27 protein-coding genes and 1 riboswitch are annotated in these 26,132 nt (G+C 45.2%); of the genes, 22 read left to right on the forward strand and 5 right to left on the reverse strand.

Annotated features, from left to right (window positions below):
- Window positions 1-699: a response regulator transcription factor gene (locus tag WA407_RS08235; RefSeq protein ID WP_023988960.1), complete on the forward strand. Its 699-nt coding sequence runs from the start codon at window positions 1-3 to the stop codon at window positions 697-699.
- Entirely contained in the window at window positions 696-2,126 is a 1,431-nt protein-coding gene (locus tag WA407_RS08240; protein ID WP_336077108.1) for a sensor histidine kinase, read from the forward strand. The genes WA407_RS08235 and WA407_RS08240 overlap by 4 nt, the downstream gene beginning before the upstream one ends.
- Window positions 2,127-2,206: 80 nt before the next feature.
- On the opposite strand, the gene WA407_RS08245 is transcribed toward WA407_RS08240, so the two are convergent.
- A complete protein-coding gene (locus WA407_RS08245) occupies window positions 2,207-3,433 on the reverse strand; it encodes a glucose-1-phosphate adenylyltransferase (protein WP_336077109.1) in 1,227 nt (408 codons plus the stop codon).
- 236 nt (window positions 3,434-3,669) lie between these two features.
- Here WA407_RS08245 and glgB point away from each other — a divergent pair, with 236 nt between their 5' ends.
- Complete coding sequence (gene glgB / locus WA407_RS08250) at window positions 3,670-5,592, forward strand: 1,4-alpha-glucan branching protein GlgB (RefSeq protein ID WP_254328503.1); 1,923 nt, start codon at window positions 3,670-3,672, stop codon at window positions 5,590-5,592.
- Between the two features lie 21 nt (window positions 5,593-5,613).
- Window positions 5,614-7,056 carry a glycogen synthase GlgA gene (gene glgA, locus WA407_RS08255; protein WP_336077110.1) on the forward strand — a complete coding sequence of 481 codons (1,443 nt, stop codon included), beginning with the start codon at window positions 5,614-5,616 and terminating at the stop codon, window positions 7,054-7,056.
- A gap of 86 nt (window positions 7,057-7,142) precedes the next feature.
- On the opposite strand, the gene WA407_RS08260 is transcribed toward glgA, so the two are convergent.
- Both WA407_RS08260 and WA407_RS08265 read right to left on the reverse strand, forming a co-directional pair.
- Window positions 7,143-8,213, reverse strand: a complete 1,071-nt coding sequence (locus WA407_RS08260; protein ID WP_336077111.1) for a hypothetical protein — start codon at window positions 8,211-8,213, stop codon at window positions 7,143-7,145.
- A 42-nt stretch (window positions 8,214-8,255) separates the two neighbouring features.
- Entirely contained in the window at window positions 8,256-9,434 is a 1,179-nt protein-coding gene (locus WA407_RS08265) for a M20 family metallopeptidase (protein WP_254328506.1), read from the reverse strand.
- A gap of 148 nt (window positions 9,435-9,582) precedes the next feature.
- Here WA407_RS08265 and WA407_RS08270 point away from each other — a divergent pair, with 148 nt between their 5' ends.
- From WA407_RS08270 to WA407_RS08280, 3 genes are all read left to right on the forward strand, one after another.
- The gene (locus WA407_RS08270) at window positions 9,583-11,046 is read left to right on the forward strand and encodes an ABC transporter substrate-binding protein/permease (protein WP_061828245.1); all 1,464 of its coding nucleotides are present in this window, start codon (window positions 9,583-9,585) and stop codon (window positions 11,044-11,046) included.
- The gene (locus WA407_RS08275) at window positions 11,033-11,755 is read left to right on the forward strand and encodes an amino acid ABC transporter ATP-binding protein (protein ID WP_336077112.1); all 723 of its coding nucleotides are present in this window, start codon (window positions 11,033-11,035) and stop codon (window positions 11,753-11,755) included. The genes WA407_RS08270 and WA407_RS08275 overlap by 14 nt, the downstream gene beginning before the upstream one ends.
- Window positions 11,756-11,985: 230 nt before the next feature.
- Window positions 11,986-12,159: riboswitch (cyclic di-AMP (ydaO/yuaA leader) on the forward strand.
- 6 nt (window positions 12,160-12,165) lie between these two features.
- On the forward strand, window positions 12,166-12,834 hold the full coding sequence (locus tag WA407_RS08280) for a 3D domain-containing protein (protein ID WP_165176983.1): 669 nt from the start codon (window positions 12,166-12,168) through the stop codon (window positions 12,832-12,834).
- A gap of 189 nt (window positions 12,835-13,023) precedes the next feature.
- Here WA407_RS08280 and WA407_RS08285 read toward each other — a convergent pair whose 3' ends face one another.
- A complete protein-coding gene (locus tag WA407_RS08285; RefSeq protein WP_336077113.1) occupies window positions 13,024-13,830 on the reverse strand; it encodes a polysaccharide deacetylase family protein in 807 nt (268 codons plus the stop codon).
- Window positions 13,831-14,135: 305 nt separating this feature from the next.
- Here WA407_RS08285 and WA407_RS08290 point away from each other — a divergent pair, with 305 nt between their 5' ends.
- The 11 genes from WA407_RS08290 to mobB all read left to right on the forward strand — a co-directional run bounded on the left by WA407_RS08290 (window position 14,136) and on the right by mobB (window position 22,081).
- Window positions 14,136-15,158, forward strand: coding sequence for an NADH:flavin oxidoreductase/NADH oxidase (locus WA407_RS08290; RefSeq protein ID WP_081112401.1), 1,023 nt, complete (start codon window positions 14,136-14,138; stop codon window positions 15,156-15,158).
- Window positions 15,159-15,245: 87 nt separating this feature from the next.
- Window positions 15,246-15,914 (forward strand): PspA/IM30 family protein, encoded by a 669-nt coding sequence (locus WA407_RS08295; RefSeq protein WP_013310486.1) that lies wholly within the window; start codon window positions 15,246-15,248, stop codon window positions 15,912-15,914.
- Between the two features lie 131 nt (window positions 15,915-16,045).
- A complete protein-coding gene (locus WA407_RS08300; protein ID WP_235309699.1) occupies window positions 16,046-16,453 on the forward strand; it encodes a DUF350 domain-containing protein in 408 nt (135 codons plus the stop codon).
- A 24-nt stretch (window positions 16,454-16,477) separates the two neighbouring features.
- Complete coding sequence (locus WA407_RS08305; protein WP_007432513.1) at window positions 16,478-16,984, forward strand: DUF4178 domain-containing protein; 507 nt, start codon at window positions 16,478-16,480, stop codon at window positions 16,982-16,984.
- 13 nt (window positions 16,985-16,997) lie between these two features.
- Complete coding sequence (locus tag WA407_RS08310) at window positions 16,998-17,753, forward strand: DUF4247 domain-containing protein (RefSeq protein ID WP_069289667.1); 756 nt, start codon at window positions 16,998-17,000, stop codon at window positions 17,751-17,753.
- A gap of 222 nt (window positions 17,754-17,975) precedes the next feature.
- Window positions 17,976-18,428 (forward strand): SRPBCC family protein, encoded by a 453-nt coding sequence (locus WA407_RS08315; RefSeq protein WP_235309700.1) that lies wholly within the window; start codon window positions 17,976-17,978, stop codon window positions 18,426-18,428.
- 191 nt (window positions 18,429-18,619) lie between these two features.
- Window positions 18,620-19,333: a hypothetical protein gene (locus WA407_RS08320; RefSeq protein ID WP_069289665.1), complete on the forward strand. Its 714-nt coding sequence runs from the start codon at window positions 18,620-18,622 to the stop codon at window positions 19,331-19,333.
- The gene (locus WA407_RS08325; protein WP_172828245.1) at window positions 19,284-19,832 is read left to right on the forward strand and encodes an accessory gene regulator ArgB-like protein; all 549 of its coding nucleotides are present in this window, start codon (window positions 19,284-19,286) and stop codon (window positions 19,830-19,832) included. Before WA407_RS08320 ends, WA407_RS08325 begins: the two co-directional genes overlap by 50 nt.
- Window positions 19,805-19,936, forward strand: coding sequence for a hypothetical protein (locus WA407_RS08330; protein ID WP_257785361.1), 132 nt, complete (start codon window positions 19,805-19,807; stop codon window positions 19,934-19,936). Before WA407_RS08325 ends, WA407_RS08330 begins: the two co-directional genes overlap by 28 nt.
- Before the next feature lie 322 nt (window positions 19,937-20,258).
- Window positions 20,259-21,536 carry a molybdopterin molybdotransferase MoeA gene (locus WA407_RS08335; RefSeq protein ID WP_235309701.1) on the forward strand — a complete coding sequence of 426 codons (1,278 nt, stop codon included), beginning with the start codon at window positions 20,259-20,261 and terminating at the stop codon, window positions 21,534-21,536.
- On the forward strand, window positions 21,533-22,081 hold the full coding sequence (gene mobB, locus WA407_RS08340; RefSeq protein WP_235309702.1) for a molybdopterin-guanine dinucleotide biosynthesis protein B: 549 nt from the start codon (window positions 21,533-21,535) through the stop codon (window positions 22,079-22,081). The genes WA407_RS08335 and mobB overlap by 4 nt, the downstream gene beginning before the upstream one ends.
- Before the next feature lie 4 nt (window positions 22,082-22,085).
- On the opposite strand, the gene xerS is transcribed toward mobB, so the two are convergent.
- Window positions 22,086-23,186 (reverse strand): tyrosine recombinase XerS, encoded by a 1,101-nt coding sequence (gene xerS / locus WA407_RS08345; RefSeq protein ID WP_235309703.1) that lies wholly within the window; start codon window positions 23,184-23,186, stop codon window positions 22,086-22,088.
- Window positions 23,187-23,302: 116 nt separating this feature from the next.
- Here xerS and WA407_RS08350 point away from each other — a divergent pair, with 116 nt between their 5' ends.
- The 4 genes from WA407_RS08350 (at window position 23,303) to WA407_RS08365 (ending at window position 25,977) form a co-directional block, all read left to right on the forward strand.
- Entirely contained in the window at window positions 23,303-23,812 is a 510-nt protein-coding gene (locus WA407_RS08350) for a GNAT family N-acetyltransferase (protein WP_061828257.1), read from the forward strand.
- 186 nt (window positions 23,813-23,998) lie between these two features.
- Window positions 23,999-24,313, forward strand: a complete 315-nt coding sequence (locus WA407_RS08355; RefSeq protein WP_235309704.1) for an ATP-binding cassette domain-containing protein — start codon at window positions 23,999-24,001, stop codon at window positions 24,311-24,313.
- 95 nt (window positions 24,314-24,408) lie between these two features.
- Entirely contained in the window at window positions 24,409-24,690 is a 282-nt protein-coding gene (locus WA407_RS08360) for an oligopeptide/dipeptide ABC transporter ATP-binding protein (protein ID WP_235309705.1), read from the forward strand.
- A 114-nt stretch (window positions 24,691-24,804) separates the two neighbouring features.
- Window positions 24,805-25,977 carry a M20 metallopeptidase family protein gene (locus WA407_RS08365; protein ID WP_336077114.1) on the forward strand — a complete coding sequence of 391 codons (1,173 nt, stop codon included), beginning with the start codon at window positions 24,805-24,807 and terminating at the stop codon, window positions 25,975-25,977.
- Window positions 25,978-26,132: the final 155 nt, after the last annotated feature.

A 26,132-nucleotide genomic window follows, 5' to 3' on the forward strand; every position in this document is an offset into this window, starting at 1 on the left:
GTGAGTAAAGTTTTAATCATGGAAGACGAGGAATCCATTCGCAGCTTTATCGTCATTAACTTGAAGCGTAACGGTTTTGAGGTGTTGGAGGCGTCGGAAGGGCATGAGGCTCTGAATATTTTGAACACGGTGCGGGATATTGATATTGCACTGCTCGACGTAATGGTACCCGGTATGGATGGTTTTGAGGTCTGTCGGAGAATCCGGGAAACGAATGAGCGCATCGGCATTATTTTTCTCACAGCGAAAGTACAGGAGCAGGATAAGGTGTATGCCTTGTCTGTAGGGGCCGATGATCATGTGAGCAAGCCTTTTAGCCCGACGGAGCTGATTGCACGTATTCAATCGTTATTGCGTCGGGTGAATGTACATCGTGAAACAGCAGCCAAAGTATCCTTCCAATCCGGACCGTTCACGCTAGATTTGATTGCTAAGCAATTTAAGAAGAGCGGGCAGCTGATCGAGTTGACACCGACTGAGTTTTCCCTGATTCAATTTTTTCTCGAAAAAGAAAACACGCCGCTCAGCCGAGATGTTCTACTTGACCACGTATGGGGCAAGGAATATATGGGCGATCCGAAAATTGTGGATGTGAACATCCGACGTCTGCGGCAGAAAATTGAAAACAATCCATCCGAGCCAGCTTTTTTACAAACAGTCTGGGGACATGGATATAAATGGAAAGGTCAGTCTCAATGATCAAAAAGGGGATTCGCCGACAGATTGTGCTTCACTATTTTTTCGTAGTGTTCTTGGCGCTTCTGTTAGTAGAAGTCATTTTTATGTTTGCACTCCGGTCGTACTATTATGACTCCATTTACAAACATATCGAAAGCCGTATCGAATCGGTAAGTGAATTTGCACCCAAATTCAAAGAGCCGGAACAGTCTTTGCAATCGTATTTGTTAAATACATTTTCTCTACCCTTCACTGAACTGCAATTGCTCGATGAACAGGGAAATGTAATTGATAACTCGACGAATTTTGCAGCAGATCTAAGTGTGCAAACAAGTGATGTTACACAAGCATTAGCTGGAGATACGGGCAAATGGATCGGAAAGCAACCGAGTACGGGGCAGCAGGTGATGGCGGTATCTCAAAAACTTGACAATATCGTCGGAGACCAGGTGTATGTTATTCGGTATACGACTTCGCTGGAATTGGTAAATGATAAGCTGTTTACGATTACGCTGTTTTCTCTTGGCATCATGGCAGCTGTACTGGTTATTGTATTTGTAGTCAGCACAGGGCTCGCGAATTCCATTGTTAGACCGATTAATAATATCCGCGATGTATCTGCTCAGATGGCTCAGGGGAGGTTTGATGCACGCATTGAAGGCGATTATCGTTATGAGTTGGGTGAACTGGCTTCGACTCTGAACTATATGGCACAGGAAATTGTCAGAACAAATCAAATCAAGGATGATTTTATTTCATCCATATCTCATGAATTACGTACTCCACTTACATCTATTAAGGGTTGGAGTGAAACGTTAAATTCTGGCGGATATGACCCGGAAGAGACGAAAATCGGGATGAAGATTATTTCTAAGGAGACCGATCGGCTGATTGGCTTGGTAGAGGAAATTCTCGATTTTTCCAAGCTGGAGCAAAATGCCATGAAGCTTGTGATGGGAACGGTGGATCTACGGGAGCTTTTACAGGAAATTATGCTGAACGTATGGGCCAAAGCAGAAATGAAGCAGATAAAACTTCAGCTGGATTCGGAGGAAACGGCATATCTCGTCCATGGAGACGGTAACCGTCTAAAACAGGTGTTTTTGAACATTGTGGATAATGCTATCAAGTTTTCGCATGAAAGTTCGATTATTTTTCTGTCTCTACAACGGTTTGATGGCAATATCGAGATATCCGTACAAGACACAGGGATTGGAATTAGTGCTGAAAACCTTGCCAGAGTCAGAGATCGCTTTTTCCAGGTAGACCACCAAAATGGTGGTACTGGACTGGGATTGGCAATCTCGCAACAGTTTATCGAGCGCCATCATGGTCAGATGCTCATCAGAAGTGAACTGGGGGCTGGAACAACCATTACGGTTTCATTACCTGCTCTGCAAGCAGAGCAATCCGTGGAACCATCACAACTTACTGAAGGACAGATTTAAAGCCTACTTATAGGTGTAATTAGAAAAACAGCCAGTCCTCTCAAATCGGGAGGGCTGGCTGTTTTTAATTTGGGGTAACGTTATGAAGTAAAACCTTCGGCACGCAAGCGTGTATTGCGCTCGTAAGCTTCTTTCAGCATACGTGTAGTTTGCGGTCGTACCGCCATTTTACCAAATACCGTTTCATTGGGTCCGATGACCATAATTTCGCCCGGTTTACCTTTAATGACAGCACCATCGCGAATCACAGCACCTTCACCAATAATCGCATGTTCAATATGGACGTTACGTCCAATGCGTGTGTCAGGCATAACGATACTTTCTTTAATGGCTGAACCTTTACCTACCTCGACACCACTAAATACAACGGAGCGTTCTATTCGACCCTCTACTTGGCAGGAATCATGCAACAAGCTGCCCAATGGTTGTGTTTGACGGTTAGGTACCTTTTGTGCGCTCAACCTTGTGCGGCGTTCACGTGTATACATCGGCCAGTCCTTGCGTTGAAGGTCGATCGCACAATCTTCGTGTAACAAATCCATGTGTGAATCCCATAGGCTTTTAACGGTACCTACGTCCTTCCAGTAGCCCTGGAATTCATAAACGTACAAGGATTCTTGGTCCGCCAACATTTTAGGTATGATATCTTTACCAAAATCATGACTGGATTGAGCATCCTGTGCGTCTTCTAACAGGTAATTTCTCAAGTAATCCCATTTGAAAAGGTAAATCCCCATGGAGGCCAAATTACTTTCCGGTTTCTCCGGCTTCTCTGCAAATTCTGTGACACGCAGATCTTCATCGGCACTCATAACACCAAAACGGTGTGCTTCATCCCAAGGTACCTCCATGACAGAAATGGTAGCCGCAGCTCCTTTTTCCTTATGGTAGTTCAGCATTTCACGATAATTCATATAGTAGATATGATCACCGGATAAAATAAGCACATGCTCCGGATCTTGGCTGTCAATATATTCGATATTCTTATGAATAGCATCTGCCGTTCCTAAGTATTCAGCGTTACCTGTGTTATAAGATGGAAGCAGGGTAATTCCCTTGTCATCTGTTTTTGTAAGACCCCATGGTGTTCCATCCCCGATATGTTCGTGCAAGGATTCTGCCTCATATTGCGTCAAGACACCTACAGTATCAATGTCCGAATTTACGCAGTTACTGAGAGGAAAATCGATGATCCGGTAATGACCGCCAAAAGGTACGGCGGGTTTTGCAATCGTTGAAGTAAGGGGAGCAAGACGGCGTCCCTCTCCGCCTGCCAGCAGCATGGCAATGCATTCTTTATTAAACATTTCGTTTCCCTCCCGGTTTAGTTGTCAGTGTAGTACATACATAAACGGTATGGGGTACTCTTGAAACCATAAGGTATATAAGATTCCCCCAAAACTAAGGTTTATTTTTTTCCTAGTCATTTTTCTGTTCAATGTGGCTAGAATGGGGTAATAACTCAAGTCAGCTTTGACCCAAAAGCGAATGCATTACCGATTCATACATTTTTACTTACAAAACATATAAGGGTGGTGACGTGATGACAGACCAAACTCTTCCGCAACAGGCTATTTCATCGGAAGATATTTATTTGTTTCATGAAGGAACGCTTTATCACAGCTACCGATCTTTGGGTTCCCACCTTACTGTGGAGAACGGAGAACAGGGCGTCCGCTTTACGGTCTGGGCTCCTCATGCTCTCCATGTCGGGCTTGCTACAGATCGCAACAACTGGAATGGGGAACAGGATTCCTTATATAGGGTTCCCAAATCCGGTTTTTGGAGTCGTTTTTTTTCGGGGATATCCCAAGGAACTTTTTACAAATACGACATTACGGGTGCAAACGGTGAACGATTTCTGAAAGCAGACCCTTACGCGGTACGTGCTGAAGTGAGGCCAGCAACGGCTTCTGTGGTAGCTTCTATAGATGGTTATGCTTGGAACGATGCGATTTGGCGCCGAAAACGTAGAGCACCTTATGGAAAGCCTCTGCACATATACGAGCTTCATCTGGGCACTTGGAAGCAAAAAGAAGATGGTACGTTTTATACATACAGGGAAATAGCTGAGCTTCTTGTGCCTTATGTGACCGATATGGGGTATACACATATTGAGCTGATGCCGCTGAGTGAGCATCCGTATGATCTTTCCTGGGGCTACCAGCTTACCGGATATTTTGCACTCACAAGCCGTTATGGAGAGCCGCATGATTTTATGTATTTGGTGGATCGTTGCCATCAGGCGGGAATCGGAGTGCTGATGGATTGGGTGCCAGCCCATTTTGCAAAAGATGCTCATGGATTAAGGCTGTTTGACGGATCGCCCCTGTTCGAATACGCGGATCCGCTGATTGCGGAAAAGCCCGGCTGGGGAACGCTGACGTTTGATTACAGCAAGCCGGAGGTGCGTTCTTTCCTGATATCTAATGCGCTATTCTGGATGGATGTGTACCATATTGACGGCCTGCGCGTAGATGCTGTGACAAGTATGCTACGGCTGGATTTTGAAAAGCAGGACGGTCAATATCGTTTTAACTCTAAAGGAGGCATTGAAAATGAGGAGGCTATTGCCTTCCTTCAACAACTGAATGAAACAGTATTCCGCTATTATCCGTATGCTCTGATGATGGCAGAGGAGTCCAGTGCCTGGCCGATGGTGACTTCCCCGGTAAGCGATGGAGGACTCGGTTTTAATTACAAGTGGAATATGGGCTGGATGAACGATACGCTTGATTATATCGAAACGGATTTCGATCAAAGGCCAGAGCGCCATAATTTGCTGACATTCCCCATAGCTTATGCGTACAGCGAGAATTTTACACTGCCGTTGTCGCACGATGAGGTTGTTCATGGGAAGAAGTCGCTGCTTGATAAAATGCCAGGTAGCTATGAGCAAAAATTTGCCGGGCTTCGAGCGCTTCTCGGTTACCAAATCACCTCACCGGGCAAAAAGCTCTTATTTATGGGAGGGGAATTCGGCCAATTCATCGAATGGAAGGATGAAGAGCAGCTTGACTGGTTTCTGCTGGATTATGACAGTCACCGTTCGCTGCACACTTATACGAAAGCGCTGAATCATTTGTATATTCAGGAAAAGGCGTTATGGGAACTGGATCATTCGTGGGATGGATATCAGTGGATTGAAGCGGAGGACCGTGGGCAGAGCGTAATTACGTATTTACGTAAAGGTAAAAAGCCGGGAGATACACTGGTCGTGCTAATTAACTTTCAGCCCGTGCCCAGAGAGAACTATCGAATTGGGCTGGAAAAGGCCGGGGGTTATATCGAACTGCTGAACAGTGATCATAAGGACTTTGGGGGAAATGGCCAGCTAAATACCGGAGTGATACGGACCGCCTCCATTCCTTGCCACGGACAGCTTCACAGCTTGGAGGTGACCATACCACCCTTAAGCATCGTTATACTCAAGAAAGCGCCTCGGAGGCCTAGAAAAGCAGATTAAACACATAAGGAGGAAGCACATATGAACATTTTGTTTGCGGCAGCAGAAGCACATCCATTTATTAAAACAGGCGGGTTGGCTGATGTCATTGGCGCACTGCCGAAGGCACTTCGTCAGGCGGGGTGCGACGTCCGAATCATTTTACCTAAATATGCGAGGATTCCCGATACTTATAAAAAGTCTCTGCGTCCGGTAGCGGTGAAGCAAGTAGCCGTAGGCTGGCGTAATCAATATTGCGGAATAGAGGAACTGACATTAGACGGAATCAAGGTTTATTTTATAGACAATGAGTATTACTTCGGTCGTGACGGTATTTACGGTTATATGGATGATGGCGAACGTTTTTCCTTTTTTAACCGGGCGATTTTAGAAATGCTGCCTGAACTGAACTTTCGGCCGGATATTTTGCATTGTCATGATTGGCATACGGCAATGGTTCCGCTGCTTCTGAATGCCGATTATCGACATTTGCCCTTCTACAGCGATATTCGCACGGTGTTTACGATACATAATCTGCTGTATCAAGGGGATTTTCCGTATGAGGTCTTAACTGAGCTGCTCAACCTGGATGGAAGCTATTTCACCCCCGAGGGTGTGGAGTATCATGGCAGACTGAATTTTATGAAAGGTGGGCTTACGTACTCGGATCATGTCACGACCGTGAGTCCAACCTATGCAGAGGAGATTCAAACCGAATTTTACGGATACGGGCTGGAGGGTCTGCTTCGTAAATTGGGAGATCAGGGTCGCTTAACAGGGATTGTGAACGGAATTGACACCAAAAGCTACAATCCTGCCACGGACAATCGTATTTATACGAAGTACCGCACGAGTCTGACAAAGAAAAAGGAAAACAAAATTGGCCTGCAAAAAGAGTTGGGTCTGCCGGTGCGGCCAGACGTACCTATGATTGCCATGGTAACCCGGCTTGTAGATATGAAGGGGCTAGATCTGGTAACGAGAGTGCTTGACGAAATCCTGTATTATGATGATATCCAGTTTGTCGTGCTGGGAACAGGGGATCCGGCTTTTGAGCATTGGTTTCGTGAGGCAGCGGGACGCTATCCACTGAAAATGTCGGCACAGCTCGCTTTTAGCGAACCTCTGTCACGAAAAATATATGCGGCAAGTGATATGTATCTTATGCCATCAAGGTTTGAGCCTTGCGGGATCAGCCAACTGCTGGCGCTTCGTTATGGAAGTATCCCTATTGTGCGAGAAACAGGGGGTCTTAACGATACTGTGCAGGCTTACAATGAGACCACAGGGGAAGGAAACGGATTTAGTTTTACGAACTACAATGCACATGATATGCTGAACACTATTCGTCGTGCTGTTCATTTTTATCGCCAATCTGAGCATTGGTCGAAACTTACACAGACGGCTTTTGCAGGAGAATATAGTTGGGATGTTTCAGCTAAAGCGTATATGGATATTTACCATTTGCTAACAAAGACGGACTGAACAGAGTAGGAACACCATAGTCATGTTAATGAAAAAGGGAATCCCTTTAGCCAGTGTTTGGCTGAGGAATTCCCTTTTTGCTATGATCAGTCGCCCCCGCCACCACAGCTGCTTCCACATGAAGAGCCGCTGCTACACGAAGAATGACTACCAGAATCGCCTGAATCATGGTGAGAAGAGCCTCCATGATGAGAACTGTCATGGGAGGAATGATGGTGCGAGTGATGTGTATCCCAGTTCGAGCAACCGCTTGCCGAGCTACAGCCGGATGAGCTAGCTAATACGGCATTACCTGTAGCATCCGGGTGCATGTGTATGGCAAATTGTTCAGGTTGATACCATGAATACCACACAACAGCTAATAATAAATAGTCGACCTGTAAATAGTTGACCTTAGGCAATTGCTTCCCCTCAGGATCATCCACCGCTTTATTCACCCGCTCGCGCAGACGTTGTACAATCTTATGAACCGCTTGTTGGGCCTGATGTGAAATGGCTGTATTCTCCTGTGTATTCCAGCGGTCACCTGCTGGCTGCGCCGAAGTTGCGAGTTTATAATAGCGCGAAAGCTCGTCGTTCGGTAATGGATGATTAAAAAAAGTACCCCACAAACTGGCGCTATAGCGGTTCCAGCCAAAGCATTCCACATACAACCAGTCAAACCACGCCCGCTCCTCAGGCATCGGCTTAGAGCCGCCAGAATGGGGCGCATGGTGAAGCATACGACCAAAAAAAGCTTCCGAGAATTGCTGATATTCGCGGGTAAACATCAACATTTCGTGCCATAATTCATCCACATCACTACTGAACATAGGCACTCTATTCATAATCGCGCATAGCATAAAATATCGTTTTAGCTCAAGCCAGCGCCAATCATATTCTTGCTTCGTCAGCTCTGGGTGGGCTTCCATTACACGACGCCTTACGCTTTGAGCATAGGAGGCGGGTATGGATTGCTCCAGTAGCTGCATCAGCTCTGTAATCTCTGGATGACGCTCCTGTGTAAGGGACGAAGGAGAAGGGGAACTGAGGAAAAAAGCATTCCGGCGCCGTGTTTTTCTGTTTCCCCGGTTCCTGCGTATTGAACGGAATATAAACCAAACAATGATGAGGTCCACCACAATAAACAACGTCCAAAAGCTGCTCATACTATCCATGATGGCTGGCTGCTCCTTTCTGAAAGAACACGGAATTAAGATTTAGCTTTCGTTATTCAGCAGAGAGAATTCTTTTTTTATTTGGGCTAGCAGTTCAGGATTCGTGATTACATCGCAAGCAGTCCATGCCAAGGTTCTTGCAGCCAGCAGCATTCCTTCCATGGCCCGGTCCTGCATCGCCAAATCGCGGAATTCTGGTGTATGCAAGGCATGCTTCTCGTCAATAACTTGAATGTACGGATGGATAGCAGGGCAATGAAGCGATACATTTCCGATATCCATGGAGCCGTGATCTTCACCTTCCGTTATATCTTCTTGCGAAATGCCAGCCTGCACCAAATTTGCGGTAAAGGCATCGGAAAGTACGCGGTTTGTGACCATTTCATCATAAGATGTCTCATAATTGGAGGTCTCCAAACGACATCCGGCCTGTAAAGCAGCTCCTTCAGCAATTTGAATAACACGGCGAGTCAGCGGGTTCAGTTCTTGACGTGTAGCGGCCCTCACATAAAATTGGGCTGAGGCGTAATCAGGAATAATATTGGCTGCTTGCCCACCCTGATTAATGATCCCATGGATACGCACTGTACTTTTTACTTGTTGACGGAACGCATTGATGCCATTGAACGTTTGAATCACAGCGTCCAGCGCGTTAATGCCCTCGTGCGGACTGGCAGCCGCGTGGGCGGATTGACCAAAAAATTCGAATTGTACAGCATCAATCGCCAGTGATTTGCCTGATTTTTCGTAATGGTCATAAGGATGCGTCATAAGTGCTATGTCGCAATCATCAAACAACCCGGCAGCGGCCATCGGGACCTTTGCACCGCGTGTTTCTTCGGCAGGTGTGCCATATACCCGTACTTCTCCACCAGTTTCGTCGATGATCGACTTAAGGCCGACGGCAGCACCTGTACTCATCATACATATCAAATGGTGCCCACAGGCGTGTCCTAGACCTTTCAGAGCGTCATATTCTGCCAGAAAAGCGACAACCGGTCCGGGTTTTGCAGATTTGTAAGTTGCAATAAAGGCTGTTTCTATGCCCAATACGGGTGTCTGGATCTCAAAACCGTGAAAAACCAGTTCTTCTTTTAAACGGGCAGCGGCCAGAAATTCCTCGTTTCCAAGTTCAGGATTTGCGCCAATATATAACGAAATGTCCTTAAACCGTGGGGCATGCTGCTCAATTGTCTTTTGAATGGTCTGCTTAAAATCCATGCTGAAAACTCCTTTATATAAACTGTAATGTAGGTACTGCGTTAGGTATGCTGAAATTGTACTATAACATTCATTGCATAATCATGCATATTCATTTATAATGACACAATCTTATTTATTATAAAGAATTTAAGGAGAGAAAAAAAGATTGAAAAAGGCATATCGTTTTACCGCCCTGGTTTTGTCGGCGGTTATCTTGCTGTTGACTGGTCTTCCCATGCTCACTGCATACGGAACGGAAGCAAAGCCACAGAAAAAACTTGTAGTGGGCATGAGTGCCGATTTTCCGCCGTATGAGTTTCATAAAGTCATTAACGGTAAGGATACCATTGTTGGGTTCGATGTGGATATCGCCAAGGAAATCGCCAAAGATTTGGATGCTGAGATGGTCCCTGAGGACATGAGTTTTGACTCTTTGCTGCCTGCTTTGCAAAGTGGTCGTGTAGACTTGGTACTGTCCGGTATGACACCGACGGATGAGCGGAGAAAGAGCATTGATTTTTCAGATGTATATTATCGCTCCAAGCAAGTCATTATGGTACGCCCAGAGGATAAAGACAAATATCCTACGATGGATGCTTTGAAAGGCGAGAAGATTGGCGCACAAAAAGGGAGTATTCAGGAAGAAATTGCTCAAAAAGTGCCCAATGCCACTGTAACGTCATTGGATAAAATATCGGATCTGGTACTCCAACTGCGGACCCAGCGTATCAACGCTGTTGTGATCGAAGATACGGTTGCTAAAGGATACACGTTAGATGGTACCGTAACACTTGCCAAGGCGGTGCCTGAGGATGCCGGAGCAGAAACAGCTGTAGGTATACGCAAGGGGAACGCAGAATTGCTTGCCTCTGTAAATAAAACGTTGGCTCGCCTAAAAGCGGACGGGTCGATTGAGAAGTTTTCCACGGAGGCAAGTGCACTCTCAGCAGATCGACAGGTTTCTTCTAATAACATCGTAGATATTTTTTGGAAATACCGCAGTTTATACGCTACGGGTATCGGCTACACTCTGTTGCTGTCTGCGCTCGGAGTATTGTTCGGATTTATCATTGGTCTAATCATATCCTTGCTGCGAATGAGTGGAGTACGTATCATTGAATGGTTAGGTACCACTTATGTAGAGATCCTGCGTGGCACACCTATGCTGGTGCAACTTATGATCATTCATTACGGGGTTGCTTTGACGCTGGGTGTCAACTTTACGCCACTTCAGTCTGGCATAATCACATTGTCTCTGAATAGCTCGGCGTATCTGGCTGAAATTTTCCGTGCAGGTATCCAGGCAGTGGACCGTGGACAGATGGAAGCTGCCCGCTCGCTCGGGATGGGGAGAGGCAAAGCTATGCGTCATGTCATTTTGCCGCAAGCGTTTAAATCTATTTTGCCTGCTATCGGTAATGAGTTTATTACGATCATTAAAGAATCATCCATTATTTCGACCATTGGGATGGTGGATATTATGTATCAGGCCCAGGTCATTAAGAACATTACCTACGAAGGATTAAGTCCGTTCATAATCGCAGCCGCTATTTATTTTGTAATGACATTCAGCTTGTCTAAGCTGCTGGGTTTATGGGAAAGGAAGTTGAGAGCCAGTGATCACCGTTAAACAACTGCGTAAATCGTTCGGTAAGAATGAAATTTTAAAAGGCATTGATATAGATATCGCCAAAGGTGAAGTCGTCGTCATCATCGGCCCCAGTGGTTCGGGGAAGAGTACGTTTTTGCGTTGTATGAATCTGTTGGAACAGCCTACGGACGGGGAGATTTTATTTGAGGGCGAGCCGATTACAGCTCGTGGCCATAATATTAATGTAACCCGGGAGAAGATGGGGATGGTGTTCCAGCATTTTAATCTTTTCCCGCATAAAACAGTGTTGCAGAACCTGACACTTGCCCCAACACAGGTTAAAAGACAGTCAGGGAAGGAAGCGGAAAAAATTTCGCTAGAACTCTTGCGTACCGTAGGGCTTGAGGATAAGAAGAATACCTATCCGAACCAGCTATCCGGAGGACAGAAGCAACGTATTGCGATTGCACGTGCTTTGGCCATGCAGCCGCATGTAATGCTGTTCGATGAGCCGACTTCTGCATTGGACCCTGAAATGGTTGGAGAGGTTCTGGATGTAATGAAGAAGCTCGCCGAAGGCGGGATGACAATGGTAATCGTGACGCATGAAATGGGCTTTGCCCGCGAGGTAGGCGATCGAATTATCTTTATGGATAACGGTCAAATTGTGGAGCAAGGTACACCAGAGCAGGTATTTGGCACTCCAAGCCATGATCGCACCCGTGATTTTCTTGCCAAAGTATTGTAAGGAAGTGCTGATATAATCTATAAAAAAAGCCCTCCGTTTGACGGAGGGCTTTTTTTCTTTTTGTCACCATTTCCCTATATTTTCGTAACAAATATCGATTTGTAGATGACAAAATTGTAACGAGTGTAGTATGATGTTCAAGGTTCCCAACATTTTCATGCGGATAAGGTTACAAAATTGTGATATTATGCAGTAAGCCAAAACTTACCGGGACAGCATACGGTTATGACAAACGCTGAATGCTGGGTCTAAACTATGGGAAGTGCGGGGGACGTAACAACGGCAGTCATTCCGATACGTCATAAGACGATGTGGAATATGCCTAGGGGTGAATTGCACAAGCATAGGGCTTCTCCTGAGTCCGAATCCGACAGCTAACTTCGCAGGCATAACAGAGGAGGTACATATCTTTGAAACATCTAAAACATATTGGTAAAACGATGAAATTTGCGGTGCTTGCCGCAGCTATTGCAGGGCTGGCACAGACAGCTGGAGTAGCGGATGCTGCTTCGCTTCACACTGCCAAAGAGGGCGATACCTTCTTTTTGCTTGCTCAACGTTATGGAGTATCGGTAGACGAGCTAACGAAGGCGAACCCAAACATTGCTTCCAACAATATATATGCAGGTCTGCAAATTAAGGTACCTGGTGAAAAAAGTGTGAAGGCAGCTTCGGATTCGAAGCCGCAGCTTCTTACGGAGAAAGCACCAGCGAATGAGGGGCCAACGATTGAAGCGTGGGGCAAAACATTCAACTATAGCAAAATAGTTGACGTTAAGGCTTCAGCGTATTCTGCCGCAGCCGACGAGAATGGTAAATGGGGAGCAGTGGACTACTACGGCAATCCGCTTAAACTAGGTACAATTGCGGTAGACCCGAACGTCATTCCGATGGGCACGAAAGTGCTGGTTACAGGCTATTCCCACCCAGGTTTGCCGGATCATTCTTTTGTAGCTGTCGCTCGCGATCAGGGTAGCGCCATTACAGGAAAGCGGATTGATATCTTTATTCCTGGCAACAAATCATTTGTGAACGACTTTGGATTTCAAAATGTGAAGCTGTACGTTATTGATAAATAGCATTGTACGTATATACGGTTTAATTAAACATAATATATATTATGTAAACTTAATACCTGTATCCTACCGCATATAACTAGGTCGCAGGTCTTATCCATAAAAAAAAGCTGTCTTGACGAGCAGAAAACTTCTGCTGGTAAGACAGCTTTTTTACGTTGCTTTAGCTGTAGCTCAATCATAAACATATGGTTATTTCCGTTCCGATGTGTGGAGTAGCCGGGGGACTGTCACAAATTTGTAGTCCTTAGCTTTTAGAGAGTGAATTAGACCCGGCAGAGCTTGGACAGTGCCTTGCAAGTTGGAACTTTGACCTCCACCTGCGTGCATTAAAATAATAGAGCCAGGCCCGGTAGCTGGGATCACATTGCGTTGAATTTGTGTTTTACTTAATCCCTTCCAATCGAGAGAGTCTACATTCCAATTGACAATCATATAGCCATGACGACGTGCCCATTGGATTTGAGGCTCCGTGATTTCACCGTAGGGTGGACGAATCAACTTGGGGCGAAAACCTGCGCTGGCTTGTAAAATACGTTCTGTTTTTGTAATCTGGTTGCGAAAGCGTTCTGGTGTGGCCTTCCTAAAATCCGGATGAGTATAGGAATGGTTTCCTATAGCATGGCCTTCACGGATAATACGGCGTATGATCCCCGGATGCTTTTCCGCACGGTGACCGACGATGAAAAAGGTGGCTTTGATGCCATTGGCGTGTAATACGTCCAAAACCTGCGGCGTATACCTAGAATCGGGCACATCATCAAAGGTTAGGGCAATTTGGCGGGTGTGTGGGCCGCACATTTTAAAAATGTCCGCATGTTTTTTTCGCAGCATTGCTAATGTAGGAGTTGCTTGATCTGTGCTCTGATGTACAGAAGAAGCAACAGCTGCTTCCTTGGGATGGGGCGTTCCGGTGTTGGGAGGCGCATCCGCGTGAACGGGTAAACTTGAGAATGCTAGTAACAGTGCCAAGCATGGCAACACTCCCCTGTACGGCATATGTATCCCCCCTTTCCGTGCAGTGGTACCTAGTGGTGCTCTCGACTATTATGTACCTGTCCTATTAAAAATATGCTGGTAACCAAGTTCGGCTCATAAACGACTGGAAAGAAGCCCACGATGAAACGATTATCAATGAAGATGATGGAGCTAAACGTACATATTCTCTTAAACATGACCGAAAACAGGAGCATTTTCGCAAGTTTTAGCCTTACAACGAATTCGGTATACTGTGACAGCTGGTGTATAATGGGGATGCAATTCATAATTATACAGACATGGAATTGAAGGAAGGATGGATAAAAGTGACCGACTTGTTTACTCCTTATCAATTAAAGGGGCTTTCTTTAAAAAATCGGATTGTCATGCCCCCGATGTGCCAATACAGCGTGGAGGCCAAGGACGGAAATCCAACGGATTGGCATCATGTCCATTATGTGAGCCGGGCAGTAGGAGGCACTGGACTTATTATTGTGGAAATGACAGCGGTCCATCCAGATGGACGTATTACGGATCGTGATTTGGGTATTTGGAGTGACGAACATATTTCTGCATATCGTAAGATTGTAGAGGAAGTCCACAAGTATGGTGCCAAGATTGGTATTCAACTAGGCCACGCTGGACGCAAGGCTGAAGATGCTGAGCAACCTGTGGGTCCGTCCACGATTCCTTTTAGCGAACGCTTTAAAAAGCCGCACGCCTTAAAGACAGCTGAAGTCAGGGAACTGGTTCAGGCATACAAAGAAGGCGCGCGCCGCGCGGTTGAAGCCGGTTTTGATACGGTTGAGATACATGGCGCTCACGGCTATCTGATTCATCAATTTCATTCGCCTTTAACAAATACCAGAGAAGATGAATATGGACAGGATTTGTCACTGTTCGGTGTTGAGGTCATACATGCTGTTAAAGAGGTTCTTCCTGCTGACATGCCTGTGCTTATGCGGATATCTGCCAAAGAATACGTCGAAGATGGATATAACGTGGAATACATAACAGGCGTAGGGGAACGATATCGTGATGCAGGTGTGGATATTTTCCATATCTCTTCTGGTGGTGAGGGTCCGATTGGTTCTGGCGGAGGCCCGTCTGCGCGTGCCGGCTATCAGGTGGATTTGGCTCATACCATCCGTGAAAAGCTGAATGTACCTGTGATTGCTGTTGGCTTACTGGATGATTATGAGGACGCCCGCCGGGTTGTTCAGCAAAAAGAAGCTGATCTGGTAGCAATAGGCCGTGCCATGCTGCGTGATCCCTATTGGGCGCTGCATGCATCGCGGGAGCTAAAAGTACAGGCCGACATCCCAGAGCCTTACTTGCGCGGTTTTTAGATATTTTTGAAACCCTCTTTGCAAAGCTTGCGTAAACATGTGTACAGAGCTTAAAATTTAAGCATTCAACTCTAGGAGGAACTTCACATGTCTATTTTCAAACGATTAAGAGATCTTACGATGTCCAACATTAACGCCATTATCGACAAGGCAGAAGATCCAATTAAAATGACGGATCAATACATTCGTGATATGCAAGAGGACCTGGAAGATGCAGAGAAAGCGGTAGCCGCTCAAATTGCTATTGAAAAGAGGTTCAAACAGCAATACGAAGAACAGGCTGCTTTGGTAAAGAAACGTGAAGAACAGGCACATACCGCTGCAAAAGCACAAAATGTAGATCTGGCCCGTCGTGCGCTGGAAGAAAAGAAATCTGCTGAACAAAAAATGAACGAGTTCAAAGCTGGTTACGAACAGAACAAAGCTGCAGCCGATAATCTACGTGGCAAGCTGGATGAAATGCGCAGACAGCTGACAGAAATGAAAAACAAGCGCGAAACACTGGTTGCCCGTTATAATGCAGCTAAAGCGCAAACCGAAATTAACAAAGCTATGAACGGTTTTAGCTCTGATACGGCAACTGCCGGATTGAAGCGTATGGAAGAAAAAATGTTGCAAGCAGAAGCACGTGCCGAAGCGAGCAACGAAATGTCCTCTAAGGAAAAATCGTTGGATGAGGAGTTCAAAGAGCTGGATAAGAAAAGCGCCGTGGACGATGAGCTTGCCGCTTTGTTAAAGCAATACGAAAATAAATAAGAACATTTTAGCAATGCCACCAAGTGTGATTGCTCAGGAAGCGAAGGAGAAACGTTTTCTCCTTCGCTTTTCCCTGCCTGGAGGCGCAAAACATTATATGAAGGTCAAGAAGATGTGGAGGATGGTATGAAATGCATTTTTTAGAAACGATGAAAGCAATGCTTGTATGGACTGGTGCGGGGGCTATTTTGATCTTCGTATTAATGTATGTCGACTCTTTATTTACGAAGTATAAGGATTTTGCCGAAGTGAAAGCTGGAAATATGGCCGTAACGGTACGAATGATTATGAAGCTGGTTGCACAAGGCTATATTTTGTCAGGGTCTATCGCTACAGCTAATAATTTGCTCGAAGCGCTTGTGTATTCTGTGATCGCCTTTGTCATCCTGCTTGTTTTGGAAGTTATTGTACGTCTGCTGTTGCGGTACTGGGCTCAGTTTGACCTGGATAAAGGTACACAGGAAGGTAAAATTGGTTTCGGTCTGTTTTCAGGAGCGCTGCATCTAGTTGGCGCCTTGATCATTACAGCATGCTTCTAGGCTAAGAAAGGCAGGAATATAACCATGGGTGTGTGGAAAAGAATTTCAAATCTATTTGCTAAGCCGGAGCCGCCAAAAGCAGAGAAAAGCATGCTTCACTTAAATCCAGGTGATATCTGTGAAGTGTCGCTTGTTACCTATGAAGTGGTAGGTCGTGTACATAATCGTGCCCGGAATGCCGTTGTTTTGACGCTTCAGGATGGTAATCAAGTCAGTTATCTTCATATTGAGGAACGGGAAACACTGCAATTCGGACTATATCAGGCCATCGACGGCAGACTTGACAACCCTGAGGAAGTGCCGACCATTTTAGAGCTGGATGATACAACGTATCATTTGGAGGAGCAGTATTCTGGGCATGTTACCGTCATGGGCCGTGCTCCTTTCCGACAGGGTGGAGAGCAGCATGTTTGGCAGTACCAGTCTGATGATTATCATCTGTTGCGGGTAGAGTGGCAGGACGGTCGCTTTATGCTTTATGAAGGAGAAGAAGTGATTACCGGAGACGTCAAGGTTATTCGGGCAAGCTAGGAGAGGGTTACACATGAGCAAACGCACCTGGCAGTATGCATTAAAGATCATGGTGGCGCTGAGCTTGTTCGTATCCGTGTTAAGCGGCTGCGGCGCGCCAAGTGTAAAAGATACGTATCCGCTGGAATCGGTTAGTGGCAGCGGAAACTCGACCTCGTATGTATACCGGGCAGCTGGCAAGACAGTTCCGGAAGTAGCGGAGGAATTGAAAGAACAGCGTACACCGGAACAAATGTCACCGCAGAGCAATGAGCGGATGTTTCTGGTATATAGCGATGAGTGGTACCATTTGCAGCAAGATCCAGCTAAGAAGGAAGATACACTCATTGAGATTGACAGTAAAAAGTATGTCGAACAAAATTACAGTTCAAGCTTTCTAAAAGGATACTTAACCGCAACTGTGCTGGATGCTCTGTTTGATTCGTTGCGTGGTTCAGGCTCCTATCGGGGCTACTCCAGCAGAGATGTATACCGACCTTCTCAGGGCCAATATCGTGCCCCTACGGTGCAGGAGAAAAAAGCGATCCCGCCGATTACGGTGGAGCGTAAAGGCTCGGTTACCCGTAGAGGAAAGAACTCGGATTCCAGTGTTGGATCAAGCGGAAGTCTGTTCGACAGAGGGTCCAGCAGTTCACCGAGCAGAGGCTCGATTTCACGTGACCGTAGCGACAGCGGTGGTTCCAGCATATTTGATTCGCCGCGTAGATCTTATAGTAAGCCCAAAACACGTAGCGGTTCAGGTAAAATCAGCCGACGAAGTCGACGATGACGGGTATCGTCAATTTATTTGAAAACAAAAGATTCGCGGAACTGTGGTACTGATGCACAGTTCCTTTTTTTATTTTTAGAGATGACGTTGGTGATCATCTAGCGGCACAGCCATCAAGTAGAAGTGGACTGATAAGGGAAAGCAGCCGCAACCTACACCTTTATGGATATAATAATGTAGAGATAATCAAAACTCTGTTTAATTGAAGGGATTGAAAATTAAATGGTACTATCTATTTCTTGGCCAGATCTTTCACAAAGACCATTTAATCTAATGGTGGAACGAAAAATGGAGTGTTCTCCGAATGTCCTGTATCAGGCGTGGACGAAGCAGTTTGACAGTTGGTTTGCAGCCCCAGGATCAGTATTAATGGAGGCTGAATTGAACACGACCTTCTTTTTCGAAACGCATTTTGAAGGGAAGCGTCATCCACATTACGGAAGATTTCTAAGACTTGAGCAAAACAGACTTATCGAGCTGACTTGGGTTACTGGCGAAGGCAGCACCAAGGGAGCTGAAACAGTGGTCACCGTTGAGCTTAAACCTCACGGTAATGGCACGCATCTTTACTTAACGCATGCAGGTTTTCCAGATGAGAATTCAAGGAACCAACATGAGCAGGCTTGGCCGCTTGTAATTGAGCAGCTCGACAAAAGGATGATGCCAGATAGATAATTCAGAAGGTTACAGGCTAAAACTGCAACAAGAGGACGATTTTAAAATCGTTCTTTTCATATTTTTTGACGACAAAAATAATATTTACCTTACATAAAAACAAATATTACCAGTTTACTAGATTATTTCATTGCCACATCTATTAGTAAAATATACAATTACAACAGGCGAAATAAGAGGATGGTGTATCTGTGTTATCTGCTTTTTTATATATATTACTTGGTGTATTCGATGCTTTGGCCGCTGTTATTTTGGTCTTAAAGCTTTATATGCTTCCCGTGAGGGAATATCGCACAAAAATATTATTCTATGCAATGGGCATAGCTTTGTTTTCCTTTCTAATGAGGGAAGTTATAGGCTTGCCTAAATTAGATTTGCCGCTTCAGTATTTGTTAATGGTTATCTTTTTTAGATTCGGTTTAGGGATCAAAACCCATCTAGCAGCTTTTTCTGCTGGTTCTGGTCTAACAGCCTACATTAACCTACAACTTTTTGTATTTCTGTTTGCAAATTTTTTCGGAGTAGCAGAACCAGGTGTTATTAATGATACTTCTGGCTCTTCTATTTACGTTATTCAGTTATCTTCTATTATTATTGCGTACTTTATTTCTTTTGTGATGGGAAAATATAACTTTGGATTCTCGTTTATAATTCAGCCTCCACATGATTTTTTAAGAGCTGAAAATTACTTATCGTCTCTAAATAAGCTGTTGATTCTAGGTGCTCTAATATCAGCTGCCACCATTTTTATTACTTTGTATATGCTCTATAGCTCAAATACCATAGGATTACTATCCATTTCATTGCTTACTTTCGGTTTGTCGTATTTCTTTTCAGAGAGAGGAGATTACGAGGGTGCTAGAAGCGCTATCAAGGTACATCGCAACGGAAATAAAAAAAGCTGATCCTGATGGCCCAACAAGTGTAGAAGTGATGGAGTATGCGCTTGGTATAAAAATTACCGAAGTATCGTCGATACTAATGGTTGCGGTTATCGCTTGGATGACCGGGCATTTTTGGGGGGCGTTATTAGCTCTAGTAACTATCATGTTTGTAAGAAAATTTTCAGGAGGGGCACACTTCAGTAATCTTACATTTTGTGTCTGTTTTACAACGGCAATATGTGTAACTATACCCTTCGTCTCTTTAAATTTATCAACAATTTCGATTATTAATGCTTGTTCAATATTAGTGTTTTTAGTTTATGCACCCAATCATTTTATTTATATTCATAAGACCAATAACCACAAATATTATAAAACTGTATGTGTTTTGGTATGCGCAGTGAATTTTTTTATACAGTCCCACATAATATGTTTAGCTTTAGCTATTCAAGCATTCAGCATTCTTCCTTTATGGAAAGGAGGTGAACGAAAATGGATAAAAGATTGGCGAGAGCTTTAAATATAAGACTGGGAAAATACGCTAACGAATCTACCAAAAATGAAAAAACAGTATTTGGTGCTAAACCGATACCGGCTGAGCTTAAGAAAAAAGAAAAGAACTGATGAAGTACCGCGTTTTCAATTTGGGGCATTGCTTTTATACGATCGGGCTAACCGCACAGACTTGCAAGGAAGCTTTTCAGCTATCACGACTTGGTTTTGTGAGATCGAGTCTAACGCATTTGGAGGTACGATTCGAAGAATCTGACTTCACTTGCTCTATGTCTCATAATAAGCTTAAAGCACTTAAAAAGTTATAGAAATGACCCGTAGAATTCACGGGTTATTTTTATTGCCATACATACTTAGACACCCCCCGATTTGCCAGATAACGGTTTTAGCGTTATAACAGAAAGAGGGCATTTTAGAAGAACGGAGTGAAATTATGAATCATACATCATTAAACGCAGAAAAATTCCAGCGTAAAGCAGTTCAGGTGGAAGAGGCGCAAAGCAGGATAGCTAGTCATGTTAAACAGGGTGAAAGGGAAGACGTAGAGCTGGAGCAGGCGCATGGACGTTCTTTGGCAATGGATTTGACCGCACCACACCCGTATCCCCGTTTTCGTCGCTCAGGTATGGACGGTTATGCGATCCTTGGCTCGGACACCGAAGTCTGCTCGTCCGGTCAGGAAATCTGGTTACATGTGATTGATGAAATTCCATGTGGCACCGTATCGGACAAGCGGGTGGAGACTGGAATGGCTGCCCGTATCATGACAGGAGCGCAATTACCTGAAGGGGCGGACACAGTTGTCATGCTGGAAGCAACACAGCTGCGTGAGGAAAACGGACAGACATATGTCGGCTTGAAGAAGCGTATGGAGATTGGCAAAAATGTAACACAGATTGGTCATGAGATTCAGGAAGGTCAGCTTTTGCTTAGTAAGGGAACCTGCCTGGGAGCAGGGCACATCTCGGTACTGGCTACTTTTGGAGTACATCAGGTACCTGTTTACAGAAAGCCCAGGGTGGCCGTTTTTTCTACAGGATCGGAATTACTTGCAGTGGATGAGCCGTTACAACCGGGGAAAATTCGAAACAGTAATACATATATGCTGGCTTCTCAAATTAGAGAGGCAGGAGGAGAGCCGTTCATTTTACAAGCCATTCATGATGATTTGAGCCTTGCCCGTACCTCTGTACGTGAAGCGATAGCTGCCTATGATATCGTGGTCACGAGTGGAGGAGTATCGGTGGGGGATTTTGATATTATGGGTGACCTGGTACGACAGGAAGATGTGAATATGCTGTTCAACAAGGTTACGATGCGTCCAGGAAGTGTGACCACAGCCGCTTTGATTGACGGCAAGCTGTTATTTGCGCTTTCAGGCAACCCCGGTGCGTGCTTTGTAGGCTGTGAGCTGTTTGTACGGCCGACGATCCAAATGATGTTATCTTCGGCACATCCATATTTACAAACCTGGACGGCGAAGTTAGGCGCAGATTATACGAAGGTAAACAACTATACACGCTTTGTACGCAGCTCTCTGGAGATACGTGGTGGGCAAGTATACGCGATTCCTGCGCAAGTAGATGAATCCAGTGTCATGGTGACCATTAAGGACAGCGACTGTCTGATCGTGATTCCTCCTACAACAGAAGGATTACGCAAAGGTGAAGAGGTGCGAGTACTGGTATTACAAGGTGGACAGGTAACGTGAATACGAAACATCCATTTGTATGTCAAATCGTCGGATTCAAAAATACGGGGAAAACGACCTTTCTCGGAGGGTTGATTCGTTATGTGCAGAAGTCAGGTCTACGCGTAGCAGTGATCAAGCATGATGGACATGAATTTGAAATGGATCATGAGGGTACAGATACGTACAAGCACCGACAGGCGGGTGCTGAAGGCGTAGCTATTGTTTCGGCTGGAAGAACAGCCATTTTAGAAGAGCATAGTCAGCCTGTCACCAGTCTGATCCGGCATTTTCAGGCCTATGATTGTGTGTTGCTGGAAGGCTTCAAGCAGGAGGATTATCCAAAGCTGGTCATGGTGAAGGAACAATCGGATGCTCAGCTTACCGGTAAGCTGACAAATGTACAGGGAGTAGCGGTTTGGGAGCATCAAATGGATTGGGCTCAAGGTCACTACTCAGATGAAATGATACAGATATTTCCTGCCGAGGCCAACGGACCCGCAGGCCGCTGGCTACTCGAACAGATTCAAAAGCAGATAGAAGAAATGAGGAATAAGCAGGGGTGAGACATCAATCGGCTGAGTCGGTTAGAGTGTCTACCCGCCGTTCGATCGCCTTGGACATGGTTTTGTCAGTCAGGTGGGCATACACTTCTGTTGTTTCTGTCGAAGCGTGCCCCAGTTGTTCCTTTGTTTTGTAAATATCATTTTGTAAATAATAATCAGTAGCAAAGGAATGACGAAGCTTATGCACGGTAAGGTAAGGCTTGCCGAAACGCTTGGCGTACTTGATGATCATTGCCTGAATAGCTCTTTTGGTCATCCGTTTGCCTTCTGTACTGCCGTTAGGACGTGCGACAAAGAGAGCTTTTTCTTTTTTTGGGGCGCGGTAACGGGTATGTCTTAGGGACAAATAAAGTATGAGATCATCTTTGGATTGCTCGCGGAAATACACCGGCGTTTTAAAGGTTTCGTCGTTATTGCCTTTGCGGTACACATATAATAATTTATTGTTTATGTCTAAATCATCTAGATTCAGATTGACGATTTCAGATACGCGCAGGCCTGAGTTCAAAATGAGGCTGGCGATGCAGGCATCCCGTTCCTTATTTAGTTCATAGGAGTATAACGCCTGCTTGTTATCGGCCAAATCGTGACCATAGCCTTCATAAATATAACCGATGAATTCAAGCAGTTCTTCCTCTTCCAGTATTTTACCTTTAAGCTTGGCCGCCGTATCCTTGGGTTTATGTATACGCTTGATTTCGACCTTGGCCATAATGTTGCGTTTGAGCAATGGATAAAAATTTTCATCCTCAGCGATCTGACTCAAATAATGAAAAAGCGAACGCAGGGACGATAGCTTACGTGAAATGGTAATACGGGAGTTGGAGCCTTCGCGCTTCGTAGACAGGAATAATCGAAAGCCTGTAATACTGTCCATATGAAGTGTCTCCAATTCTTCCAGTGTAACTTGGGCATTTGTTTCTCCAGTAGACAAGCCTTCCGAGCGAAGCCATGAAAAGAAAGCTTCGTAATCCCGCACATATTCTAGTAATGTGGAAGGGGACAGGTCGGGCAGCTTGTAATCCATAAATTGCTGCACGTACCATGGTAATCCCGGCATTTTTTCATCTAGTTTGCGCCGGTCGATGATCTTTTGTATATTCATTGGGTTCCACCTCGTCCGGTCATAATATATATGTATTTTAGCATATTTTGCACAGCACTGGATGGGATGTAATTCGAAGTTAAAGAACAGATTGAACCGCCAAGAGAGGTGAAAGTATGGGGTATAATATCAAATCGGAACTGAAGCTGTCTATTAAGAGTGTACCGGAGTCGCAAAAGGACATTATTGTACAGCTCATGCAATTTTATTTATATGATTTTACAGCCTATCTTCGAATTGATGTCACTGAGAAGGGGACATTCCCGGCTTATCCAGACTTGTATCAATATTGGACGAGCGGTGAACAGAAGCTGCCTTTTCTAATTTGGAGACAGGATATTCCTGTAGGCTTTGCACTCGTTGACCGAATGTCCAGCAATCGAGAAGCTGACTACTACATGGCTGAGTTCTTTGTACTTCGTCCTTATCGGCATAATGGGGTTGGGACTTGGGCGGCTCATGAGCTGTTTGGACGTTTTAACGGACGTTGGAAGGTGACCCAAATGAGCACCAATAGGCCGGCACAATCTTTTTGGCGAAAGGTGATTGGAAGTTATACGAAAGGCGAGTACAAGGAACAGACACATCCGGTAAGAGGGAATATAAGTCAGTTTTTCAATACCTGAAAAATTCGAAATAGAAAATCAGTAATGAAAAAGAGTCGGGGAGAGTATCCTGTCGGCTCTTTTTTGTTGTCAATTCAAGTCTTCTAAGAGACCAGTTGGACCCGAAAAGAAATGCAAATTAGCAACAAAAAGCCTATTCTTAAATGCTATAGAAGGAGGGAGTCCGTTTGTCATCATTGCTGTAGATTGAACATTTATACGGTCGAATTTCACACTAAAAAAGGTTTACTGCAAGCACTCGACAACGTATCACTAACGATCAGGACGGGAGAAATGGTCTGCCCCAACGGTGAATCCGGCAGCGGAAAAACGATTACCCCCAAGTCGATTATGCGGCTAACCGATTATGAAAACGGACGAATTGCCCAAGGACAAATACGGTTGCAGTACATAGATTTGACCGTTTTGTCGCAGCAGGAATTAAGCTCACTTCGCGGCAAAAAGATGGCGATGGTATTTCAGGAGCCGATGTCGGCGTTTGATCCGGTGATGTGGTCCTGATCTGCTATGGTTCGCGATTTCCGTATGAGTTTTTGGGAGGACGCGCCAACGAATCGGGATAGCCCGTGCCATTGCTCTGTATAGTGGTTATGTACTTGGGGGAACTTGTAGAATTGCTCCAAGTGACGAGTTGTTTCAGGCATCCTGCCTATCCGTATACCCGAGGGCTTGTTGCCTCGATACCTAATCCAAATCCGAAAAACCGCCGGGAGCTAATTACGATACAAGGTGAGATTCCTTCGCCTGCGAAGCCTCCATCCGGCTGTCGTTTTCATACCCGCTGTCCACTAGCGACCTCGCGTTGCCGTGAGGAAGAAGTGCCAGGACTGACAGCGATTAGCACAGGACATTATGCCGCTTGTCATTACCCGTCCTAGGTTCAAGACACCGCTTTGATCTACTATCAGCATGATAAAAGAACTACATTCTACAGGCCGTTCATGGTAAGATAAGGATAGAAGCATATAAATTCAATAGGAAAAGAGGGTATTATGCTAGAAAAATGGGTTCAGGAATTAAAAGATGGTGAACAAGAGCTGATTGCGTGGAGAAGACATCTACATCAGCATCCCGAGCTTTCTTTTGAAGAAACGAATACGTCTGCATTTATCGCCGATCAATTGCGCTCTTTTGGCATTGAGGTAAGAACGAATGTGGGTGGAAACGGTGTGCTCGGGTTTTTAGAAGGCGGTCAGCCAGGTAGAACGATTGCATTTCGTGCTGATTTTGATGCGCTTCCCATTCAGGATGAAAAGGATGTGCCTTATAAATCGACCGTTTCGGGTGTTATGCATGCCTGCGGACATGATGGTCACACGGCTGCGTTACTTGGAGTGGCACGCGTATTGAGCCATAACCGTGAGGCCTTGAAGGGAAAGCTTGTGTTTATTTTTCAACATGCAGAAGAAAAACCGCCTGGTGGAGCCAAGTTTATGATTGAGGATGGCTGTCTGGATGGGGTAGAGGCGGTATACGGTATTCACCTCGCCTCTGAAATTCCGCTTGGTAAAATTGGATTAAAGAGTGGGCCTGCGATGGCGGCTGTCGACGCGTTTACGATCCAGATCAACGGTAAAGGCGGGCATGGCGCACGACCGCATCAGACGGTTGACTCTATTGTTATCGGCAGTCAAATTGTGAACGGGTTGCAGCAGGTGGTTAGTCGCAGGGTGGACCCTATTGAATCAGCAGTGTTAACGATTGGGGTATTTCAAGCTGGAACTGCCTTTAATGTGATTGCAGATAAGGCCAAAATTGAAGGGACTGTACGTACGTTTAATAAGGAAGTGCGTAAGGAAGTCGAGAATGAAATTCGCGGTATCGTCAAGGGCTTGACTGAGGCTTATCATGCCGGATACGAAATTGACTATTTGAATGGCTATCCTTCTTTGGTGAATGCCGAAGCCGAAACGGAACGTGTACGCGAGCTCATCGGCAGACTGTATGGAGTAGACGCTTTTTTGGATTTGAAGCCAGTCATGGGAGCAGAGGATTTTGCTTATTATTTGGAGCAGCGACCGGGAGCATTCATTCATGTGGGTGCACGCAATGAGGATGAACGAACGCATTTTGCTCATCACCATCCTCACTTTGATTTTGATGAGCGAGCATTGCTCGTCTCAGGACATATATTTTTAGCTCTGGCGCTTGAATACTTGCAATAATATGCATATGTTTATGACTGATGACAGTATTAACGGAAGCAATGTAAGCTGGAACCGCGCATAGCGCGGTCAGGCTGTCGAGAAACCCCCTGTTTTTTTGCAGGGGGTTTAAAACTGTCTTAGTGGTCTAAAAACTAGGGTCCTCAGATCGTTTT

Source organism: Paenibacillus sp. 203 (genome assembly GCF_037027525.1).
GTDB lineage: Bacteria > Bacillota > Bacilli > Paenibacillales > Paenibacillaceae > Paenibacillus > Paenibacillus polymyxa_B.

What these genes read in the sequence shown, in the direction of transcription:
- WA407_RS08240 (WP_336077108.1), top strand. Translation starts at nt 696, where the DNA reads ATGATCAAAAAGGGGATTCGCCGACAGATTGTGCTTCACTATTTTTTC.
- WA407_RS08245 (WP_336077109.1), bottom strand. Translation starts at nt 3,433, where the DNA reads ATGTTTAATAAAGAATGCATTGCCATGCTGCTGGCAGGCGGAGAGGGA.
- glgB (WP_254328503.1), top strand. Translation starts at nt 3,670, where the DNA reads ATGACAGACCAAACTCTTCCGCAACAGGCTATTTCATCGGAAGATATT.
- glgA (WP_336077110.1), top strand. Translation starts at nt 5,614, where the DNA reads ATGAACATTTTGTTTGCGGCAGCAGAAGCACATCCATTTATTAAAACA.
- WA407_RS08260 (WP_336077111.1), bottom strand. Translation starts at nt 8,213, where the DNA reads ATGGATAGTATGAGCAGCTTTTGGACGTTGTTTATTGTGGTGGACCTC.
- WA407_RS08265 (WP_254328506.1), bottom strand. Translation starts at nt 9,434, where the DNA reads ATGGATTTTAAGCAGACCATTCAAAAGACAATTGAGCAGCATGCCCCA.
- WA407_RS08285 (WP_336077113.1), bottom strand. Translation starts at nt 13,830, where the DNA reads ATGCCGTACAGGGGAGTGTTGCCATGCTTGGCACTGTTACTAGCATTC.
- WA407_RS08295 (WP_013310486.1), top strand. Translation starts at nt 15,246, where the DNA reads ATGTCTATTTTCAAACGATTAAGAGATCTTACGATGTCCAACATTAAC.
- WA407_RS08300 (WP_235309699.1), top strand. Translation starts at nt 16,046, where the DNA reads ATGCATTTTTTAGAAACGATGAAAGCAATGCTTGTATGGACTGGTGCG.
- WA407_RS08305 (WP_007432513.1), top strand. Translation starts at nt 16,478, where the DNA reads ATGGGTGTGTGGAAAAGAATTTCAAATCTATTTGCTAAGCCGGAGCCG.
- WA407_RS08310 (WP_069289667.1), top strand. Translation starts at nt 16,998, where the DNA reads ATGAGCAAACGCACCTGGCAGTATGCATTAAAGATCATGGTGGCGCTG.
- WA407_RS08315 (WP_235309700.1), top strand. Translation starts at nt 17,976, where the DNA reads ATGGTACTATCTATTTCTTGGCCAGATCTTTCACAAAGACCATTTAAT.
- WA407_RS08330 (WP_257785361.1), top strand. Translation starts at nt 19,805, where the DNA reads ATGGATAAAAGATTGGCGAGAGCTTTAAATATAAGACTGGGAAAATAC.
- WA407_RS08335 (WP_235309701.1), top strand. Translation starts at nt 20,259, where the DNA reads ATGAATCATACATCATTAAACGCAGAAAAATTCCAGCGTAAAGCAGTT.
- xerS (WP_235309703.1), bottom strand. Translation starts at nt 23,186, where the DNA reads ATGAATATACAAAAGATCATCGACCGGCGCAAACTAGATGAAAAAATG.
- WA407_RS08350 (WP_061828257.1), top strand. Translation starts at nt 23,303, where the DNA reads ATGGGGTATAATATCAAATCGGAACTGAAGCTGTCTATTAAGAGTGTA.
- WA407_RS08365 (WP_336077114.1), top strand. Translation starts at nt 24,805, where the DNA reads ATGCTAGAAAAATGGGTTCAGGAATTAAAAGATGGTGAACAAGAGCTG.